The organism is Agrobacterium tumefaciens, from assembly GCF_005221385.1.
In the GTDB taxonomy this organism is placed as follows: domain Bacteria; phylum Pseudomonadota; class Alphaproteobacteria; order Rhizobiales; family Rhizobiaceae; genus Agrobacterium; species Agrobacterium tomkonis.
This window is the reverse complement of record NZ_CP039903.1, coordinates 1,263,435-1,281,167: the sequence shown is the minus strand read 5'-3', so window position 1 is coordinate 1,281,167 and position 17,733 is coordinate 1,263,435. Positions and strand designations below refer to the sequence as shown.

At 59.6% G+C, this 17,733-nt stretch carries 16 protein-coding genes; 7 read left to right on the top strand and 9 right to left on the bottom strand.

The window, feature by feature from the left end; genetic code table 11:
* Positions 1 to 79 precede the first annotated feature (79 nt).
* Genes znuC through zur form a run of 3 tightly spaced genes read left to right on the top strand, consistent with a single transcriptional unit; the run spans position 80 to position 2,233 of the window.
* Complete coding sequence (gene znuC / locus CFBP6623_RS06405; RefSeq protein ID WP_080842087.1) at positions 80 to 1,012, top strand: zinc ABC transporter ATP-binding protein ZnuC; 933 nt, start codon at positions 80 to 82, stop codon at positions 1,010 to 1,012.
* Entirely contained in the window at positions 1,005 to 1,823 is an 819-nt protein-coding gene (znuB, locus tag CFBP6623_RS06400; protein ID WP_046800137.1) for a zinc ABC transporter permease subunit ZnuB, read from the top strand. Before znuC ends, znuB begins: the two co-directional genes overlap by 8 nt.
* A complete protein-coding gene (zur, locus tag CFBP6623_RS06395) occupies positions 1,820 to 2,233 on the top strand; it encodes a zinc uptake transcriptional repressor Zur (RefSeq protein WP_046800138.1) in 414 nt (137 codons plus the stop codon). The genes znuB and zur overlap by 4 nt, the downstream gene beginning before the upstream one ends.
* Positions 2,234 to 2,270: 37 nt before the next feature.
* Here the strand turns inward: zur and CFBP6623_RS06390 are convergent, their stop codons facing one another.
* Both CFBP6623_RS06390 and CFBP6623_RS06385 read right to left on the bottom strand, forming a co-directional pair.
* On the bottom strand, positions 2,271 to 2,804 hold the full coding sequence (locus CFBP6623_RS06390) for a gamma carbonic anhydrase family protein (protein ID WP_046800139.1): 534 nt from the start codon (positions 2,802 to 2,804) through the stop codon (positions 2,271 to 2,273).
* A 35-nt stretch (positions 2,805 to 2,839) separates the two neighbouring features.
* A complete protein-coding gene (locus CFBP6623_RS06385) occupies positions 2,840 to 3,529 on the bottom strand; it encodes a fumarylacetoacetate hydrolase family protein (protein ID WP_046800140.1) in 690 nt (229 codons plus the stop codon).
* Positions 3,530 to 3,667: 138 nt separating this feature from the next.
* Between CFBP6623_RS06385 and dusA the strand changes: the two genes are divergently transcribed.
* Entirely contained in the window at positions 3,668 to 4,678 is a 1,011-nt protein-coding gene (dusA, locus tag CFBP6623_RS06380; RefSeq protein ID WP_046800141.1) for a tRNA dihydrouridine(20/20a) synthase DusA, read from the top strand.
* A gap of 239 nt (positions 4,679 to 4,917) precedes the next feature.
* Here the strand turns inward: dusA and CFBP6623_RS06375 are convergent, their stop codons facing one another.
* Both CFBP6623_RS06375 and uvrA read right to left on the bottom strand, forming a co-directional pair.
* Positions 4,918 to 5,718 (bottom strand): DUF72 domain-containing protein, encoded by an 801-nt coding sequence (locus tag CFBP6623_RS06375; protein WP_046800142.1) that lies wholly within the window; start codon positions 5,716 to 5,718, stop codon positions 4,918 to 4,920.
* A 159-nt stretch (positions 5,719 to 5,877) separates the two neighbouring features.
* Positions 5,878 to 8,799 (bottom strand): excinuclease ABC subunit UvrA, encoded by a 2,922-nt coding sequence (gene uvrA / locus CFBP6623_RS06370; RefSeq protein WP_046800143.1) that lies wholly within the window; start codon positions 8,797 to 8,799, stop codon positions 5,878 to 5,880.
* Positions 8,800 to 9,077: 278 nt separating this feature from the next.
* Between uvrA and CFBP6623_RS06365 the strand changes: the two genes are divergently transcribed.
* Together CFBP6623_RS06365 and CFBP6623_RS06360 are read left to right on the top strand one after the other, a co-directional pair.
* Complete coding sequence (locus CFBP6623_RS06365; RefSeq protein WP_052760243.1) at positions 9,078 to 9,671, top strand: single-stranded DNA-binding protein; 594 nt, start codon at positions 9,078 to 9,080, stop codon at positions 9,669 to 9,671.
* Positions 9,672 to 9,710: 39 nt separating this feature from the next.
* Complete coding sequence (locus CFBP6623_RS06360; protein ID WP_046800144.1) at positions 9,711 to 9,980, top strand: hypothetical protein; 270 nt, start codon at positions 9,711 to 9,713, stop codon at positions 9,978 to 9,980.
* A gap of 53 nt (positions 9,981 to 10,033) precedes the next feature.
* Here CFBP6623_RS06360 and CFBP6623_RS06355 read toward each other — a convergent pair whose 3' ends face one another.
* Positions 10,034 to 11,182 carry a CBS domain-containing protein gene (locus tag CFBP6623_RS06355; RefSeq protein ID WP_046800145.1) on the bottom strand — a complete coding sequence of 383 codons (1,149 nt, stop codon included), beginning with the start codon at positions 11,180 to 11,182 and terminating at the stop codon, positions 10,034 to 10,036.
* A gap of 131 nt (positions 11,183 to 11,313) precedes the next feature.
* The gene (locus CFBP6623_RS06350) at positions 11,314 to 11,943 is read right to left on the bottom strand and encodes a MarC family protein (protein ID WP_046800146.1); all 630 of its coding nucleotides are present in this window, start codon (positions 11,941 to 11,943) and stop codon (positions 11,314 to 11,316) included.
* A 217-nt stretch (positions 11,944 to 12,160) separates the two neighbouring features.
* Between CFBP6623_RS06350 and gyrA the strand changes: the two genes are divergently transcribed.
* Positions 12,161 to 14,953: a DNA gyrase subunit A gene (gene gyrA / locus CFBP6623_RS06345; protein ID WP_046800147.1), complete on the top strand. Its 2,793-nt coding sequence runs from the start codon at positions 12,161 to 12,163 to the stop codon at positions 14,951 to 14,953.
* Between the two features lie 95 nt (positions 14,954 to 15,048).
* Here the strand turns inward: gyrA and CFBP6623_RS06340 are convergent, their stop codons facing one another.
* The 3 genes from CFBP6623_RS06340 to CFBP6623_RS06330 form a co-directional block, all read right to left on the bottom strand.
* On the bottom strand, positions 15,049 to 15,309 hold the full coding sequence (locus CFBP6623_RS06340) for a hypothetical protein (RefSeq protein ID WP_046800148.1): 261 nt from the start codon (positions 15,307 to 15,309) through the stop codon (positions 15,049 to 15,051).
* 82 nt (positions 15,310 to 15,391) lie between these two features.
* On the bottom strand, positions 15,392 to 16,867 hold the full coding sequence (locus CFBP6623_RS06335; protein ID WP_046800149.1) for a D-alanyl-D-alanine carboxypeptidase family protein: 1,476 nt from the start codon (positions 16,865 to 16,867) through the stop codon (positions 15,392 to 15,394).
* A gap of 139 nt (positions 16,868 to 17,006) precedes the next feature.
* A complete protein-coding gene (locus CFBP6623_RS06330; protein ID WP_046800150.1) occupies positions 17,007 to 17,726 on the bottom strand; it encodes a hypothetical protein in 720 nt (239 codons plus the stop codon).
* Positions 17,727 to 17,733 lie beyond the last annotated feature (7 nt).

The window sequence follows — 17,733 nt, the reverse complement described above, 5'->3', positions numbered from 1 at the left end:
TAGTTATGTTATTACATTTATTGCGTAACTCTATAACGTATGCAATAGCGGTAGGCAACATCGCCGAACGGACAATCCCATGCTTCATTCCGCCCGTCAGGGTAACGATATACTGGTTTCCCTTGCCAATGCCGGCGTGCAGCGCAATGGCCGCTGGCTGGTGCGCGGTGTGGAGTTTTCTGTCAGCAAGGGCGAGATCGTCACGCTGATCGGCCCGAACGGTTCGGGCAAATCCACCAGCGCAAAAATGGCGATCGGTGTGGTGAAACCAACCGAGGGTGACGTGTCGCGCGTTGCCGGCCTGCGCGTCGGTTATGTGCCGCAGAAGCTTTCCGTGGACTGGACCATGCCGCTTTCGGTGCGCCGTCTGATGACACTGACCGGGCCGCTGCCCGCGCGCGAAATCGATGCGGCATTGAATGCGACTGGCATTGCGCATCTTGCCAATGCGGAAGTGCAGCATCTGTCCGGCGGTGAGTTCCAGCGCGCTCTTCTGGCCCGCGCCATTGCCCGCAAGCCCGATCTGCTGGTGCTTGACGAACCCGTGCAGGGCGTCGATTTTTCCGGCGAGATCGCGCTCTATGATCTGATAAAAAATATTAGAAATTCAAGTAATTGCGGAATTCTGTTAATCTCGCATGACCTGCATGTGGTGATGGCGGAAACCGATACCGTGATCTGCCTGAACGGCCATGTCTGCTGCCGGGGAACGCCGCAGGCGGTGAGCCAGAGCCCGGAATATATGCGGCTGTTCGGCGGGTCTGCCGCCAAGGCGCTTGCCGTCTATAGCCACCATCACGACCACACCCATCTGCCCGATGGTCGGGTGCAGCACGCGGATGGTTCGGTGACGGATCATTGCCATCCTGACGATGGCCACCACCACGCTCATGATCATGACCACCATCATGATGACCATGGCGAATGCGGTTGCGGCCATGAACATGAGCATGAGCATGAGCATGGGGACCATGCGCCCTCGAAACACGCGCAGGGAGAACGGCATGTTTGACGACTTCTTCGTTCGCGCCATGGTCGCCGGAATTGGCGTTGCTCTTACCGCCGGGCCTCTCGGCTGTTTCGTCGTCTGGCGACGTATGGCCTATTTCGGAGATACGATGGCCCATTCGGCGCTGCTTGGTGTGGCGCTCTCGCTGCTGTTGCAGCTCAACCTCATCGTCAGCGTTTTTCTGGTGGCATCCGCTGTTTCGATCCTGCTGATTTTTCTCCAGCGGCGGCAGGCGCTGTCGTCCGATGCATTGCTTGGCATCCTGTCCCATTCGGCGCTGGCCATTGGTCTCGTCATTGTCGCCTTCATGAGCTGGGTGCGTATCGATCTCGTGTCGTTCCTGTTCGGTGATATTCTCGCTGTCACCCGCAGCGATATCGCGCTGATCTGGGGTGGCGGGCTGGTGGTCATCGTCTCCATGGTGTTCCTGTGGCGGTCGCTGCTCGCCTCCACCGTCAATACCGAACTGGCCGAAGCCGAAGGGCTGAACCCCGAGCGGGCGAAGCTCATCTTTACGCTGCTGATGGCGCTGGTGATCGCGATTGCGATGAAGGTGGTCGGCATCATGCTCATCACCTCGCTGCTGATCATACCGGCCGCCACCGCCAGACGTTTTTCCGCCACGCCAGAGGTGATGGCAGTGGTCGCTTCGCTGATCGGCGCCATTGCCGTTATCGGTGGCCTGTTCGGCTCGCTGACCTATGATACGCCGTCCGGCCCCTCCATCGTGGTTGCCGCCGTGATCCTGTTCGTTATAAGCCTGTTGCCGGCGCCGGGTTTTTCCCGCTCCGCGGATGAAGGAGGCAAGTCATGAATGCTCAACCCCAGCAGAACCTTACCAAGAACCAGTCGCTGGTCATGAATGCCCTTTCAAACGCGCATCAGCCGCTCAGCGCCTATATGATCCTCGACAAGCTGCGGGACGACGGTTTCCGCGCGCCGCTGCAGGTTTACCGGGCGCTGGAAAAGCTGGTGGAGTTTGGTCTCGTGCACCGGCTGGAAAGCCTCAACGCCTTCGTTGCCTGCACGCATACACAGGCCGAATGCTGCTCAAATCATCATGGAACGGTGGCGTTTGCCATCTGCGAATCCTGCGGGCAGGTGACGGAATTCCACGATCACGAGATCGACCACCGCCTTGAGCGCTGGGTGAAGGACAGCAAGTTCAAGGCGGAAAAGACCACCATCGAGATTCGCGGTCTCTGCGCTAACTGCGCGTCATAGGCATCGTTTGCGGGGCGGGCATCGCTGCCCGCGTTGCTCATCCTTCGACAATCGCCAGATCTTTCGAAAAACGCTTCCAGTTCTCGATGTATTTTTCCGCAGAACGACGCAGGCCGGCGACGGCTTCGTCATCCAGCGTGCGGATGGCCCGCGCCGGCGATCCGACGATTAGTGAATTATCCGGAAATTCCTTGCCTTCCGTGACCAGAGCATTGGCGCCGACGAGGCAGTTGCGGCCGATCTTTGCTCCGTTCAGGATCGTCGCGCCCATGCCGATGAGTGAATTGTCGCCGATGCTGCAGCCATGCACTATGGCGTGGTGGCCGATGGTGCACATTTCGCCGATGGTCGCGGCAAAGCCGGGATCGCTGTGCACCATCGCCCCTTCCTGAATATTGGTGCCACGCCCGATACTGATCGGCTCATTATCGCCGCGCAATGTCGCTCCGAACCAGATGCCGACATCTTCGCCGAGCGTCACCGAGCCGATGACATTGGCATCAGGCGCGACCCAGTAACGATCCGCTGCTGGGGTCTGCGGCACCCGGTCGGCGAGGCGGTAAAGCGGCATTCGGTTTCTCCCTCTGGATTATGCGCCGGCAGCGATCAGGCGACCGTGACCGACAGTGTGCCGACACCATCGACGCCACACTCGATTCTGTCACCGCGCACGATCGGGCCGACGCCGGCCGGCGTGCCGGTCATGATCACGTCGCCAGCGGCAAGCGTGAAGAGCTTCGAAAGCTCGGCGATCACTTCCGGCACCTTCCAGATCATCTGCGCGAGATCGCCCGTCTGCTTGCGCTCACCATTGACATCAAGCCAGATCGCGCCAGTGGTGGGATGGCCTATCTGGTCCGCGGGAACAATTGGCGAAACCGGTGCGGAATATTCGAACGCCTTGGCGCCTTCCCAGGAGCGGCCCATCTTCTTCAGCCCGTCCTGCAGGTCGCGGCGGGTCATGTCGATACCGACGGCATAACCCCAGACATGGTTCAGCGCCTCGGTTGCAGGAATATCTGCGCCGCCACTTTTCAGCACCACGACGCATTCAACTTCGTAATGCACGTTCGAGGACAGGGGCGGATAGGGGAAGTCATTGCCGGCGGGCAGCAGATTGTCCGGGTTTTTCTGGAAATAGAAGGGCGGCTCGCGCGAGGGATCGTGGCCCATCTCGATGGCGTGATCGGCATAATTACGACCGACGCAATAGACCCGCCGCACGGGGAACATGTCGCCCGTGCCTTCAACGGGCAGGAGGACGGGTTTCGGGGCGGGGATGACGGTGGCGGCCATGGGAATTTCCTGTCGTCTCTTTAAGGTGCAATTCTTGTCCCGCGATTCCGGGCTGATTTCCAGTTGAAAATGCTGTCGAGGGCAAAACTGGCTTTTTACAGTCCTTTGCTGTAGAAGCCGGCGCAAAGAGGTTAATCCATGTACAGACAAGCGCTTGCAAACGGCGGAAAAATCTTCGCCGTGGCCCCGATGATCGATTGGACGGACACGAGGTGCAGATTTCTGCACCGGCAGTTGTCGAAGCGCGCCCTGCTGTTTACCGAAATGATCGTTGCCGACGCCATCATCCATGGCCAGCGTGACAGGCTGCTCGGTTACCATCCACAGGAACATCCCGTTGCGCTGCAGCTTGGCGGATCTGATCCGGCCAAGCTTGCCGAAGCGGTGCGGATTGCCGAAGATTACCGGTATGACGAGATCAACCTCAATGTCGGTTGCCCATCGGACCGCGTACAATCCGGCACCTTCGGCGCCTGCCTGATGCGCGAGCCTGATGTCGTGGCGCAGTGCGTTTCGGCGATGAAGGCGGTTGCGACTGTGCCGGTGACGGTCAAATGCCGCATTGGGGTGGATGATCAGGAACCGGAAACCGTCTTGCCGGATTTTCTGGGGCGTGTTGTCGCGGCCGGTGCGGATGCCGTGTGGATCCATGCGCGGAAAGCCTGGCTGCAAGGCCTTTCACCGAAGGAAAACCGCGAGGTGCCGCCGCTCGATTATGAGCTCGTCTATCGCATGAAGCGGGAAAATCCTGACGTCTTCGTCGGCATCAACGGCGGCATCGCCGATCTTGATCAGGCTTGTGACCATCTGCAGCATATGGATGGCGTCATGCTCGGCCGCGCCGCTTATCATAACACATCCATTCTCGCCGATGTCGATCACCGCATCTACGGTGGCGAGGCCCGGCAACCTGACTGGATGGGGTTGCGCGACACGATGATGGCCTATGCCGCCGGCTATATTGGCGAGGGTGGACGTCTCAACCACGTCACCCGTCATATGGTCGGTTTGTTTCAGGGCATGCCGGGGGCGCGCCGTTTCCGGCAAATTCTCTCCAGCGATGCCACCCGTCCGGGGGCAGGGCCCGAGGTGATCGAGGCGGCTTTCGCCGCGGTCGATTTCAACCCGACGAAGGAACTGGCGGGCTGAGGGCCGGAAACGGCCTTCCTGCGATTTTTATGCCGCCGGTGACAAGGATGTTGCGAAGAGTTTCGCAGTCTCAATCGGGAAATCGCTTAGAGCATTCCCAATAAAAGTGCGTAGCGGTTTCACGTCCGGAAAATGCGGAAAAACGAAAGGCTGGAGCAGGTCCGGCAACTCCGTTTAGACCGACACGACGACTTGCCGGGTGACGCTGCGACATCCGGTGTTCAGCGTCACCGCATCACTCAGACAGCCTTTTGCAATTCCTGCGCACCGTTGGGTGCATTGACCTTGCCGCCGGTGATGAAGAAGGCGAAAACGTCGCGCGGCGTCTTTTCCGCTTTCCGGTCGGGCGCGATCAGCGGTAGATCGTCCGGCACGCCGCCTGCCGCATAGGTCTTGACCCGTTCTGCCCAATGGCCGATCTCTGACTTCGGGTAACAGGTTGCGATGTCATCTTCGCCCTTTTGCAGGCGGCAATAGACGAAGTCGGCCGTAACGTCAGGCAGCATCGGATAATCGTGGTGATCGGCGCAAACGACTGCGACCTTGTGCCTGGCAAGAAGATCGATGAATTCCGGCACCTGAAATGTCGGGTTGCGCACTTCGACCACATGGCGAAGACCGATACCATCCTGTTTCTCCGGCAGGAGCGCCAGAAAGGCGCCGAAATCATCCGCGTCGAATTTTTTGGTCGGTGCAAATTGCCATAGGATCGGCCCGAGATGGGACCCGAGTTCCGTCAACCCTTGCGTCAAAAACTTCGTCATGGATTCGCCGGCCTCGGCCAGAACCCTGCGGTTGGTGACGAAACGGCTGGCCTTCAGGGAAAAGATAAAATCATCAGGCACTTCTGACGCCCATTTGGCGAAAGTCTCGGGCTTCTGGCTGCTGTAATAGGTGCCATTCACCTCGATTGCCGTCAATTGCCGGCTGGCATGTTCGAGCTGGCGTCTCTTTGGCAGTTTTTCCGGATAAAACGTGCCCTCCCATGGCTCGAATGTCCAGCCGCCGATACCGGTGCGGATCGTGCCTGATGTCGACATATGCTGTTCCTCCCAAATCCATGCGATATAAACGTCGTAGCTGCGTCATCTGAAATCCCCGGACCAGGCCCGAAGATGCATTTTTCGCGACTATGGATCCTCGCCTCAGGGGCGAGGATGACCGGGGCAAGCGCAAAGCCATCCGGTAATATCCGGAAACTACTCCGCAGCCTCGCGTTTGCCGGGCGGCCGGCGTTCCAGAAGTTCCTTCAGGAAATGACCGGTGTAGGAGCGTTCGACCTTGACGATGTCTTCCGGTGTGCCGGTTGCCACCACTTCGCCGCCGCCCGTGCCGCCTTCCGGGCCGATGTCGATGATCCAGTCGGCCGTCTTGATGACTTCGAGGTTGTGTTCGATCACCACGACGGAATTGCCCTGGTCCACCAGCGCCTGCAGCATTTCCAGCAACTTGTTGACGTCATGGAAGTGAAGGCCGGTCGTTGGTTCGTCGAGAATGTAAAGCGTGCGGCCCGTCGAGCGTTTCGACAGTTCCTTGGCGAGCTTGACGCGTTGCGCCTCGCCGCCGGATAGCGTGTTGGCCTGCTGGCCGACCTTGATGTAACCGAGGCCGACATCGAACAAAGCCTGCAGCTTGTCGCGCACCGCCGGCACGGCGGCGAAGAACTCCACGCCTTCCTCCACCGTCATATCCAGCACGTCGGCGATGGACTTGCCCTTGAAGGTGACATCGAGCGTCTCGCGATTATAGCGCTTGCCGTGGCAGACGTCGCAGGTGACGTAGACGTCGGGCAGGAAGTGCATTTCGATCTTGATGACGCCATCGCCCTGGCAGGCTTCGCAGCGGCCACCCTTGACGTTGAAGGAGAAACGGCCGGGCGCATAACCGCGCGCCTTTGCTTCCGGCAGGCCGGCGAACCAGTCGCGGATCGGTGTGAAGGCGCCGGTATAGGTGGCCGGGTTGGAGCGCGGCGTGCGGCCAATCGGCGACTGGTCGATATCGATTACCTTGTCGATGAATTCGAAACCGTCGATGCGATCATGTTCAGCCGGGATTTCGCGCGCACCCATCACCCGACGTGCTGCTGATTTATAAAGCGTCTCGATCAGGAAGGTGGACTTGCCACCGCCTGAAACGCCGGTAACCGCGGTGAAAACGCCAAGAGGGACCGCCGCCGTGACATTCTGGAGATTATTGCCGCGTGCGCCATAGACCTTGATCTCGCGGCCCTTTTTGGGCTTCCGGCGCTCTGCCGGCACGGCGACGCCGAGTTCGCCGGAGAGATACTTGCCGGTCAGCGATTTCGGATTGGCCATCACGTCCTGCGGCGTACCTTCGGCGATCACCTGACCGCCGTGAATGCCGGCGGCCGGGCCGATATCGACCACATAATCCGCCGTCAGAATGGCGTCCTCGTCATGTTCGACAACGATGACAGTATTGCCGATATCACGTAGGTGTTTCAGCGTCTCGAGCAGGCGGGCATTATCACGCTGATGCAGGCCAATCGATGGCTCGTCCAGAACGTAGAGAACGCCCGTCAGGCCTGAGCCGATCTGCGACGCGAGGCGAATGCGCTGGCTTTCGCCTCCGGACAGCGTACCGGAGTTACGCGACAGGCTGAGATAATCCAGTCCGACATCATTCAGGAAGCGCAGGCGTTCGCGGATTTCCTTGAGAATGCGGACCGCAATCTCGTTCTGCTTGGCGTTGAGATTTTCCGGTAGCACCTCGAACCAGTCGCGTGCCTTGCGGATCGACATCTGGGTGACTTCGCCGATATGCAGCTTGTTGATCTTGACGGCGAGCGCTTCAGGTTTCAGGCGATAACCGGCGCAGGCCGGGCAGGGTGCTGCCGACATATAACGCTCGATTTCCTCGCGCGCCCAGGCGCTGTCGGTCTCTTTCCAGCGGCGCTCCAGATTGGGAACGATGCCTTCGAAATTTTTCACCGTCTTGTAGGAGCGGGCGCCGTCCTGATAGTTGAATTCGATCTTGTCGTCGGTGCCCTGAAGGATGGCGTGCTGCGCTTCTTTCGAAAGGTCCGACCATTTGCTGGACAGTTTAAAACCGAAGGCCTTGCCAAGCGCTTCCAGCGTCTGGTTGTAATAGGGAGAAGACGACTTGGCCCATGGGGCGATGGCGCCGTCGCGCAGCGTGCGGGCAGGTTCCGGAACGATCAGATTCTCATCCACCTTCTGCTGCGAGCCGAGGCCATCGCAGCTGGGGCAGGCGCCGAAGGGATTGTTGAAGGAGAACAGCCGCGGCTCGATTTCCGGAATGGTGAAGCCGGAGACGGGGCAGGCGAATTTTTCCGAAAACAGCACACGCTCATGGGTTTCGTTGAGCGACTTGTTGGCGGAGCCGCCGGCGGCCGTTTCTTCCGGCGGCAGAGGCTTGTCGGCGAATTCGGCGATAGCCAGCCCGTCGGCGAGCTTGAGGCAGGTCTCGAGACTGTCGGCAAGGCGTGCTGCCATATCCGGGCGCACCACCGCGCGGTCGACCACCACGTCGATGTCGTGTTTGTATTTCTTGTCGAGCGCGGGCACATCGGCGATTTCGTAGAACTGGCCATCCACCTTGACGCGCTGGAAGCCCTTCTTCATCAGCTCGGCAAGTTCCTTCTTATATTCGCCTTTGCGGCCACGCACGATCGGCGCAAGAATATAAAGACGCGTGCCTTCTTCGAAAGCGAGGATGCGGTCCACCATCTGGCTGATGGTCTGGCTCTCGATCGGCAGACCCGTGGCCGGCGAATAGGGCACGCCGACACGCGCAAACAGCAGGCGCATGTAGTCGTAGATTTCCGTGACGGTGCCCACCGTGGAACGCGGGTTCTTCGAGGTGGTCTTCTGCTCGATGGAAATCGCCGGCGACAGACCCTCGATACGGTCGACATCCGGTTTCTGCATCATTTCCAGAAACTGGCGCGCGTAAGCCGAAAGGCTTTCGACATAACGGCGCTGGCCCTCGGCGTAGATCGTGTCGAAGGCAAGCGACGACTTGCCCGAGCCGGAAAGCCCGGTCATGACAATCAGCTTGTTGCGCGGCAGATCGAGGTCGATACCCTTGAGATTATGCTCACGGGCACCACGGATGGAAATCGTCTTCAGTTCACTCATGACAAGGCTCGTGGCAAGGCTCGGACAAAAATAACAGGCTTGATGGCGGCGCGTCCTTATGTAGTGACGCAGCCGGAGGTGTCGAGGTCTATTCCCTATCGGTCGGAGCTTTTCAGCCCACTTGACTCGAATTTCGCGATTAAATAGAACAAAAAAGGAACAAATAGCAAGTGCGAATATCCGCTGTTCGAAGCTCTGGATTATTCGTTGTGGATAGTTCCACGCTTGCGGTGCCCTTTGCGGGCCGCGATGGTTATTGTGTGCGGGATTTTTTTGAAATGCAATTGCCGGTCATGATGGCCGGCGGACAGGATGACGAGATGGCTGGTAGCGTAAACAAGGTAATTCTGATCGGGAATGTCGGCGCAGATCCCGAAATCCGCCGGACGCAGGATGGCCGCCCCATCGCCAACCTGCGTATCGCCACCTCGGAAACCTGGCGCGATCGCAATAGCGGCGAGCGCAAGGAAAAGACCGAATGGCACACGGTCGTGGTTTTCAACGAGGGCCTGTGCAAGGTCGTCGAGCAATATGTCAAGAAGGGCGCCAAGCTCTATATTGAAGGTCAGCTGCAGACCCGCAAGTGGCAGGACCAGACCGGTAACGACCGCTACTCCACCGAAATCGTGTTGCAGGGCTTCAACTCCACGCTGACCATGCTTGATGGTCGCGGTGAGGGCGGCGGCGGCGGCCGTAGCGGCGGCGGTGATTTTGGCGGTGGCGGAGATTACGGCAGCAGCGGTGGCGGTTCCAGCTCCGGTTATGGCGGCGGATACGACCAGCAGTCTTCGTCTCGCGGCGGCTCTTCGCGTGGCGGTGGCCAGCCTTCCGGCGGCTTCTCCAACGATATGGACGACGATATTCCGTTCTGAGCGGACGGCGAATGAGGTGACGCGTGACAGGAGGCAGGCATGAGTGATGATACGGCACCGAAACAGCCGACCACAAAACAACCGGCCACCTGGCGCATCATTCTCGCTTTTTTCCTCGATTTCTGGACGGCGTTTTTCGCCGCCGGGTTTCTCGTCGCAGCGGTCGCAGGCGGGCGCACACCACAAGGTTTTGCCCTGAACGGCCTGCCCGCCTTTATCGCCTTGGCGCTGATCATCGCCTATTTCATCGTGCTCGGCCGGTTTTTCGGTGGCACGCTGTGGCAGCGGCTTTTGAAGGCGAAACGTTAGCCAAACGGCTTTGCCGGTTTCTGCGGGAGCCGGTTATTTCGATGTCGTGGCGGTTACGCCGCGACTTTGTCGGCCAGCATCGCCACCATGACGTCGGATTGTGAGACAATCCCCACCATCTTGCCATTGGCGTCGATCACCGGCAGGTAATGCAGCCCTTCTTCCGCAAAACGGATGATGGCTTCTTCGATCGAGGTTTCCGGTCGCACGGTTCTGACAGGCGATGTCATGATGTCCTTGACGGTATCGTTGGGAGCACTTGAGCCGGAAAGAATGAGGCGCAGCCGCTGCAGAAAACCGATGGAGGGGCGGCCGTTTCTCCAGCTCGCCTTTTCCAGAAAATCCGTCTGGGTGACGATGCCGAGGATTTCGGCTTTATCGTTGGTGACGGGCAGCGCCTTGAAATGGTGGCTGTGCATCAGCGCATGGGCATGGCGCAGGCTATCGTCGGGGGCAACGCCAACCACATCGCGCGACATGACGCTGGCGCAATCGAGATGCAGCGCGCGGCGGCGATAGGAGCGCAGCTCGGTCTTGCGCAGGATGGTCTCCAGTTCCTCCCGGTCGATATCGAGGACTTCGTCATATTCCTTCAGCACCTCATCGAGGTCAGTGGAGGAGAAACCGATTTTCTGGATGGGGGTCGGATCCGTCGTGCCGTGGGCGGCCTTTCCGAGCTTCAGGCCATGCGGATAGGCGCGGCCGGTGGCATTGTTATAGGCAAGTGCCAGCGCAAGAAGGATCAGTGAATTTCCGGCGACTGGCCACAGAAGGAAACCATATCCGAGACTGTGCACGGCGGGGCCGCCGAGGACGGCCGTCAGCGCCACCGCGCCGCTTGGCGGGTGCAGGCAGCGCAGCGCCATCATGGCGGCGATGGCAAGGCTGATGGCGAGCGCGCTGGCGAGGAATGGATCCGGAACCAGCAAGGCCACAGTGACACCCACGAAAGCCGATACCAGATTGCCGCACAGGATGGACCAGGGCTGCGCCAGCGGGCTGGAGGGCACGGCGAATAAAAGCACGGCCGAAGCGCCCATCGGCGCGATCATGGCGGGCAGGGTGGGGTCGAAGCGCAGAGCGAGACTGCCCAGAAGTCCTGTCAGGAGAATGCCCACGAAGGCGCCGGTCGCGGAACGCAGCCTTTCCCTGTTGCTGACGGGTGCGGCATCCGGGATGAGGCGACGCAGCGTGGAACGCATGAAGAAAACTTTCGAATCCGAAAAAGATGCGCGTCTTTTAACCGGAACGGTGGCCGGATTTAAAGGATGGATTTTTTACAGTTTCAGCTGGATGCGGGAATTTGTTGCGAGATATCGCGGCCAGCTGCTTCTCAGAAGCCGAAGGCTGATTTTATGCCATCGACCACGAATTGCACCGAAAGGGCGGCAAGCAGCACGCCAAGCAGCCGGGTGAGGATCGCGCGGCCGGTATTGCCGAGAAAGCGGTCCATGCGCTCCGCAACGATCAAAGCCGCGTAGACAAGGGCCATGGCGAAAGCGAGGATCAGGATGAGCACGACCATCTCGATGGTGGTCTTCATCGTGCCGGCGAGAAGCACGGTGGCGGAAATGGCGCCCGGCCCGGCAATCAGCGGCAAAGCCAGCGGAAAGACCGCCAGATTGTGCAGATGGTCCTTGGTGATGGCGATCTCCGATGTCTTTTCCTTGCGCTCCTGACGCTTTTCGAAAATCATCTCGAAGGAAATCCAGAATAGCAGAAGGCCGCCGGCGATGCGGAAGGCGCCAAGCGAAATGCCGAGCAGGTTGAGGATGGTGAGGCCGAACAGGGCGAAGACGGCGAGAATGCCGAAAGCGATCAGCGAGCCGCGCAGGGCAACCTGACTGCGCTGGCTACGCGTCATCCCAGCGGTCAGTGCCAGGAACACGGGCGCAAGACCGGGCGGATCGAGCGTGACCAAAAGTGTGGTGAGCGCGTTGATGAGCGTTTCGCTGCTGGCCATTCTTTCCCCGCTTATTGCCTTTTTGTGCGCGAGCCTACGCAAGTCGCGGCTGCTTTGAAAGGGAGCGGCGGTGCTTTTGTCGGGCTAAATCGCGAAAAGCGGTGTTCGTCTTGCAAATGACGCAAAAGACTGTTCAAAACTCGCCGGGAAATTGGCTTAACGTGGCTGTTTCCGCTATAAAAATCCATCCGATTCTTAACAGAGAATGTGATCCGTTTTGACTGACCAGAGCCCCCCCGGCGGCGGAAAACTTCCGCCAGGCATTGAACCGATTTCCATCATGGAGGAAATGCAGCGGTCCTATCTCGATTACGCCATGAGCGTCATCGTGTCCCGCGCGCTTCCCGATGTCCGTGATGGTCTGAAGCCGGTTCACCGCCGTATTCTTTACGGCATGTCCGAACTCGGCATCGACTGGAACAAGAAATACGTCAAATGCGCCCGCGTCACCGGTGACGTGATGGGTAAATTCCATCCGCACGGCAATTCGGCGATCTATGATGCGTTGGCGCGTATGGCGCAGGACTGGTCGCTCCGCCTGCCGCTGATCGACGGTCAGGGCAATTTCGGCTCCATCGATGGCGATCCGCCTGCGGCTGAACGTTATACCGAATGCCGTCTGGAGAAGGCCGCCCATTCGCTGCTCGACGATCTCGACAAGGAAACCGTCGATTTCCGTGACAACTATGATGGCACGTTGCAGGAACCGGTGGTTATTCCAGCGAAATTCCCGAACCTGCTGGTCAACGGGGCAGGCGGCATTGCGGTGGGTATGGCCACCAATATTCCGCCGCACAATCTGTCTGAGGTCATTGACGGCTGTATCGCGCTGATCGAGAACCCGGCGATCGAGCTGCCCGAACTGATGCAGATCATTCCCGGCCCGGATTTCCCGACCGGCGCGCTGATCATGGGCCGCTCCGGCATACGCTCGGCTTACGAGACGGGTCGCGGATCGGTCATCATGCGCGGCCGCGCCACCATCGAGCCGATGCGTGGCGACCGCGAGCAGATCATCATTACCGAAGTTCCCTATCAGGTGAACAAGGCCTCGATGATCGAGAAGATGGCCGAACTGGTCAAGGAAAAGCGCATCGAGGGCATTTCCGACCTGCGTGACGAATCCGACCGCCAGGGTTATCGCGTCGTCGTCGAGCTGAAGCGCGACGCCAATGCCGACGTCATCCTGAACCAGATTTATCGCTATACACCGCTGCAGACCTCATTTGGCTGCAACATGGTGGCGCTGAACGGCGGCAAGCCGGAACAGATGACGCTGCTCGACATGCTGCGCGCCTTCGTCGCGTTCCGCGAGGATGTCGTCAGCCGCCGCACCAAGTACCTGCTGCGCAAGGCGCGTGACCGCGCGCATGTGTTGGTGGGTCTGGCGATTGCCGTTGCCAATATCGACGAAGTCATCCGCGTCATCCGTCACGCTCCCGATCCGGCTTCGGCCCGCGAGGAGTTGATGACGCGGCGCTGGCCGGCGCGGGATGTGGAAAGCCTGATCCTGCTCATCGACGATCCACGCCACCGCATCAATGAAGACGGCACCTATAATCTGTCCGAAGAGCAGGCGCGTGCCATTCTCGAATTGCGCCTTGCCCGTCTGACGGCGCTGGGTCGCGATGAAATCGGCGACGAGCTGAACAAGATCGGCGCGGAAATCAGCGAATATCTCGACATTCTGTCGTCGCGTCTGCGCATCATGCAGATCGTTACGGACGAACTCATCGCCATCCGTGATGAGTTCGGCACGCCGCGCCGGTCCGAGATCGTCGAGGGCGGTCCCGATATGGACGATGAAGACCTCATCGCCCGGGAAGACATGGTCGTTACCGTTTCGCATCTCGGCTATATCAAGCGCGTGCCGCTCACCACCTACCGGGCGCAGCGTCGTGGCGGCAAGGGTCGTTCCGGCATGGCGACGCGCGACGAGGATTTCGTCAATCGTCTCTTTGTTGCCAACACCCATACGCCGGTGCTGTTCTTCTCCTCGCGCGGCATCGTCTACAAGGAAAAGGTCTGGCGCCTGCCCATCGGCACGCCGCAGTCCAAGGGCAAGGCCCTTATCAACATGCTGCCGCTGGAACCCGGTGAACGTATCACCACCATCATGCCATTGCCCGAGGATGAAACCACTTGGGAAACGCTTGACGTGATGTTCTCGACGACGCGCGGCACGGTTCGCCGTAACAAGCTCGGCGATTTCGTTCAGGTCAACCGCAACGGCAAGATCGCCATGAAGCTCGACGAAGAGGGTGACGAAATCCTCTCGGTCGAAACCTGTACGGATCGGGACGACGTGCTTCTGACCACTGCTCTCGGCCAGTGCATCCGCTTCCCCGTGGACGATGTGCGCGTCTTTGCCGGCCGCAACTCGGTCGGTGTGCGTGGCATCAATATGGCAGACGGCGACCGCATCATTTCCATGACCATTGTCGGCCATGTGGAAGCTGAACCGTGGGAGCGTGCAGCCTATCTGAAGCGCTCGGCGGCCGAACGGCGCGCCGCAGGCGTCGATGAAGACGACATCGCGCTCGTTGGTGAGGAAGTGACGGAAGAGGGCGAACTCAGCGAAGAGCGCTATCAGGAGCTGAAGGCGCGCGAAGAATTCGTGCTGACGGTGTCCGTGAAGGGCTACGGCAAGCGCTCGTCCTCTTATGACTTCCGCACATCGGGCCGCGGCGGCAAGGGTATCCGCGCCACCGATACCTCGAAGACGGCGGAGATCGGCGAACTCGTCGCGGCTTTCCCCGTGGACGAAGGCGACCAGATCATGCTGGTTTCCGATGGCGGCCAGCTTATCCGTGTGCCTGTCAACGGCATCCGCATCGCCAGCCGCGCCACCAAGGGCGTGACGATCTTCTCCACCGCAAAGGATGAGAAGGTGGTTTCCGTGGAGCGCATCAACGAGCCGGAAGGCGACGACGAGGCGGAAAACGGCAATGGCGACGAGGCGGAAGACAATCTGCCGGATACGCCTGAGGCGCCGGAGAGCGAGGCGTAAGCCGCCTCGTTTCTCTCTCGTCAATCAACAGAAAACCCCGCGGCGCTCAGGCACCGCGGGGTTTTTCTTTGGGTCTTATCTGGCTAATTCGTTCGTTATCGAATTCGGATATGGATCGGCGCACGTCCGGAACGGCGGGCCACGTGAAGGTGGATGCTGGCTTCCGGCTGGTTGGCGCGCCAGGCGCGGGCGCCATGCGACAGGAGCAGGCTGACCAGATCACGCGTCTTTGCCTTGGAGCGGTTGAGACCGAGATCGGCGATCCGCATCGCTGCCTCATGAATGGGATGCAGAACCGACAGACTGCTTTGCCCGTTGCCAGACGCAATGTCCGAATAATTCTCGTTAACTGCCATCTTGGAAAGCCTCGCTACACATTACACAATTCGAGGAGACAGGCGATGTTTCGACAATGAACACCGCCTGCGGAAACATCGGTTACTGGAGTGACGCCCAGCAGCTGACGCCTTTCTTTTTCAATGCATTGCATGCATTTACCGCGGCGTTCTGGCCATCAAAGCCGCCGAAACGGGCACGGTAGATCTGGGAGCCGTCCTTGCTGAAGGCGACCGTGAAGGGTTTTGCGGAACGCAGGGCCGCACCACCTTTTTCCTGCGCGTTCTGCAACAGGCCGCGGGCGGAGTTTTCATCCGGCGATGCGCCGATCTGGATCACCCAGCCACCCTGAGGTGCGGCAGCCGTAGCCAGAGCCGAAGGGGCGACGGAAGCGGTGACGATATTATCCACCTTGGTCGAGTTGGTGATCATGCTGCGATCAGGAGCGATCGGCGCGCGAACAACCGGATCCTTGCCCTTCTGCCAGGTAGCGGCTTCCATGGCCTTGACGGCAGCATTGGAAGAGGAGCCTGCAAAGGCGGTGACCGGTGCTTCTTCATAACGGGCTTGCGGCACGGGGCCGGCATTGGGCAGGCCGGCATTGGTAGCCGCGACCGCAACGGAAGGAACAGCTGCCGCCACGGCGACGGGCTCTTCGACGGGCGCGGACCGTGTCTGGGCGATCAGGTTGCTGTTGCCGCCACGCGATGCCTGCGGCAGATAGGTCGCGACAAGCTTGCGCATGGTCGCGTCACGGGCGGCGCTGGAGCGACCGCCGAGAACAACGGCAACGATGGAACGGCCATCGATCTGCGCCGAAGTGGCAAGATTGCTGCCGGCTGCGCGGGTGTAACCGGTCTTGATGCCATCCACGCCCTTAACGGTTCCGACAAGACGATTATGGTTGCCGATAACCTGCTTGCCAAAATTGAAGGTGCGGGTGGAGAAGTAACCGTAATATTGCGGATAATGCTGGCGAAGGGCGATGCCGAGACGGGCCTGATCGCGCGCCGTCGTCATCTGCGCCGTGTTGGGCAGGCCGTTGGCGTTGCGGTAGGTCGTGCGGGTCATGCCGAGCGCACGGGCCTTGGCGGTCATCATTCTGGCGAAACGGTCTTCCGAGCCGCCGAGATATTCACCGAGCGCTGTCGCCATGTCGTTGGCAGAGCGAGTGACAAGAGCGAGAATGGCCTGCTCGACCGTGATGGCGCCGCCGGCGCGCACGCCGAGTTTGGATGGCGGCTCCTTGGCGGCATTGGCCGAGACGGGCACCTTGGAATCAAGCGAGATGCGTCCGGAATTAAGCGCCTCGAACGTCAGATAAAGCGTCATCATCTTTGTCAGAGAGGCGGGATAACGCAAACCGTCCGGATCCTCGCCGTAGAGAACCTTGCCGGTCTTGGCGTCGATGACGATGCCCGCATATTTCGGTTCCGCCTGCGCGGTGCCCACGGATGTTGCGGTTATGAACGCCGCAGCAAGGGTCATCGCCAGAAACCTTACAAAAGACGTCGCACCCGCTTTGCGCGAATGTACCCCAGATACATTTTTCAACACTGCTGAACTCTTCAATCGCATATTTCTGTTCCGCTCGGACACGCCCCGCCCGATAGCTCCGGGGAGAAACTTTATCGGGATGGCGTTACCAAGTGGTTTATGAAAGGTATCCACCCTCCATAAAATGCGACTTTTCGCACGCAATCTGTGCCATGTCGTTTCACGGATTTCCGTCTTTTGCGAGGCGCTGCTCGACATAATGTTTCACATCGGTGTCGAGTTTTTGCCATTGCGGCAGCAGGCCGGAGGAGAAACGGTAAAAAAGACTGAGATCCTGCCCGACGTGGATATCCCTCTGGCAGTCGCTGCCCGTGGCTTTCTGCGGTGTTTGCGGCAGAAGGCAGCGCACAACGTAGTCGCCTTCACTTTCGCGTCGTCCGGTCAAGATAACTTCCTTGCCGTAACCGGAATCGGCGCGCAGGCGGTGCAGCAACAATCCGTGCTTCAGCGGCACAGGGTCTCCTTCCGTCAACCGGGCATAGATCGGCCCGAAACGGCCTGACATGTCCTGTGACATGGTGCTTTGCGACAGCTGAATATAAACCAGCCCCGTCGCCTGCGCCGGATCGTCGAATATGGCGCGATTCCCTTCCTCATATCCGTTGAGGCCGGGCCAGGTCAGATAAAGATCGATTCGCTCCTGCTCGCCGCCCTCACGACCGGAGGGCAGGCGCAGCGTGTTTTTCGCGAGATTGAGCCGGTCGTTGCCGATTGTTATCTGCACCTCGTCGGTCGCCGTCGTGTGGCCCGCCTTCAGGATACGTTCGCCATACCATTTGACGCCGATATTAAGTGCGATGACTAAAATGAGAAGAATTCCGGCAATGGTGGCGGCGCGACGTATCAGCGACGAGGAAAGCAGGGGTGTTCCGTTCTGCATGGGCTTC

Excerpts from the sequence above, each read along its gene's own strand:
- znuC (WP_080842087.1), top strand. The coding sequence starts at position 80 with ATGCTTCATTCCGCCCGTCAGGGTAACGATATACTGGTTTCCCTTGCC.
- znuB (WP_046800137.1), top strand. The coding sequence starts at position 1,005 with ATGTTTGACGACTTCTTCGTTCGCGCCATGGTCGCCGGAATTGGCGTT.
- zur (WP_046800138.1), top strand. The coding sequence starts at position 1,820 with ATGAATGCTCAACCCCAGCAGAACCTTACCAAGAACCAGTCGCTGGTC.
- CFBP6623_RS06390 (WP_046800139.1), bottom strand. The coding sequence starts at position 2,804 with ATGCCGCTTTACCGCCTCGCCGACCGGGTGCCGCAGACCCCAGCAGCG.
- CFBP6623_RS06385 (WP_046800140.1), bottom strand. The coding sequence starts at position 3,529 with ATGGCCGCCACCGTCATCCCCGCCCCGAAACCCGTCCTCCTGCCCGTT.
- dusA (WP_046800141.1), top strand. The coding sequence starts at position 3,668 with ATGTACAGACAAGCGCTTGCAAACGGCGGAAAAATCTTCGCCGTGGCC.
- CFBP6623_RS06375 (WP_046800142.1), bottom strand. The coding sequence starts at position 5,718 with ATGTCGACATCAGGCACGATCCGCACCGGTATCGGCGGCTGGACATTC.
- uvrA (WP_046800143.1), bottom strand. The coding sequence starts at position 8,799 with ATGAGTGAACTGAAGACGATTTCCATCCGTGGTGCCCGTGAGCATAAT.
- CFBP6623_RS06365 (WP_052760243.1), top strand. The coding sequence starts at position 9,078 with ATGCAATTGCCGGTCATGATGGCCGGCGGACAGGATGACGAGATGGCT.
- CFBP6623_RS06360 (WP_046800144.1), top strand. The coding sequence starts at position 9,711 with ATGAGTGATGATACGGCACCGAAACAGCCGACCACAAAACAACCGGCC.
- CFBP6623_RS06355 (WP_046800145.1), bottom strand. The coding sequence starts at position 11,182 with ATGCGTTCCACGCTGCGTCGCCTCATCCCGGATGCCGCACCCGTCAGC.
- CFBP6623_RS06350 (WP_046800146.1), bottom strand. The coding sequence starts at position 11,943 with ATGGCCAGCAGCGAAACGCTCATCAACGCGCTCACCACACTTTTGGTC.
- CFBP6623_RS06340 (WP_046800148.1), bottom strand. The coding sequence starts at position 15,309 with ATGGCAGTTAACGAGAATTATTCGGACATTGCGTCTGGCAACGGGCAA.
- CFBP6623_RS06335 (WP_046800149.1), bottom strand. The coding sequence starts at position 16,867 with ATGCGATTGAAGAGTTCAGCAGTGTTGAAAAATGTATCTGGGGTACAT.
- CFBP6623_RS06330 (WP_046800150.1), bottom strand. The coding sequence starts at position 17,726 with ATGCAGAACGGAACACCCCTGCTTTCCTCGTCGCTGATACGTCGCGCC.